General features: G+C 62.6%; 1 protein-coding gene. It reads right to left on the bottom strand.

Annotation, left to right across the window (positions count from 1 at the left end):
* The coding region (locus EIZ48_RS28460) for an Ig-like domain-containing protein (RefSeq protein WP_240153130.1) at positions 1-809 on the bottom strand (809 nt) is incomplete at both ends.

The following is an 809-nucleotide window of genomic DNA, read 5'->3' as shown; positions in this document are numbered from 1 at the left end:
GCTGGCGCCCACCTCGGCCCCGGTGAAGCTGAACGAGGCGCTGCCTTTCTCSGAGTCGCTGTAGAGGGTATCGCCAAAGGCGACACTGTGGCCGCTCGGCACCGCGGTATCCAGCGCACTGGTTGCCGTCACCGCCGTSGCCGCATTGCCCGAGGTATCGGTAAGCGTCACCGACAGTGTCAGATCACCGTCGTTCAGGCYRCCCAGGTTGATATTGCCGATRCTTTGCGTGGCGGACGTCAGSGTRCCGTTGCCGGTCACATCGCTGCCRCCGTTGGCGCTGGAGATGGTATAGCTGTAGCTGGCGCCCACCTCGGCACCGGTAAAGCTGAACGAGGCGCTGCCTTTCTCSGAGTCGCTGTAGAGGGTATCGCCAAAGGCCACGCTGTGACCGCTCGGCGCCTGCGTATCCACCGTCAGTGACAGCTGGGTGGCCGCGGTATTGCCGTTGCCCGCCGCATCGGTGAAGCTATCGGCATTGATGTCCAGCGTCGCCGTTGCTTCCGAGTCAGCCGTCGGGGTGAAGAGTACGCTGTACTGGRTGGCGCTGGTTGACACGAAGTTTGTCAGGCTACCGCCCGTTACGCTGATATCGCCAATGTTGAAGTCACTGCTGGCCTCGCTCAGAACAATACTGATGGTGGCTGTCTCGCCCACTTTTAGCTGCGTATCCGAGGCGCTGAAGGTGGTGACCGTCGGCCTGGTTTTATCCAGCGTGGCCGTATCCGTCACCGCCGTCGCCGCATTGCCCGCGCTGTCGGTCACTGTCACCGACAGCGTCAGGGTGCCGTCGTTCAGGTTACCCAGGT

The sequence above is a fragment of the Photobacterium alginatilyticum genome, from assembly GCF_009910675.1.
Classification (GTDB): domain Bacteria; phylum Pseudomonadota; class Gammaproteobacteria; order Enterobacterales; family Vibrionaceae; genus Photobacterium; species Photobacterium alginatilyticum.
This window is presented reverse-complemented; position numbering and strand designations above follow the sequence as displayed.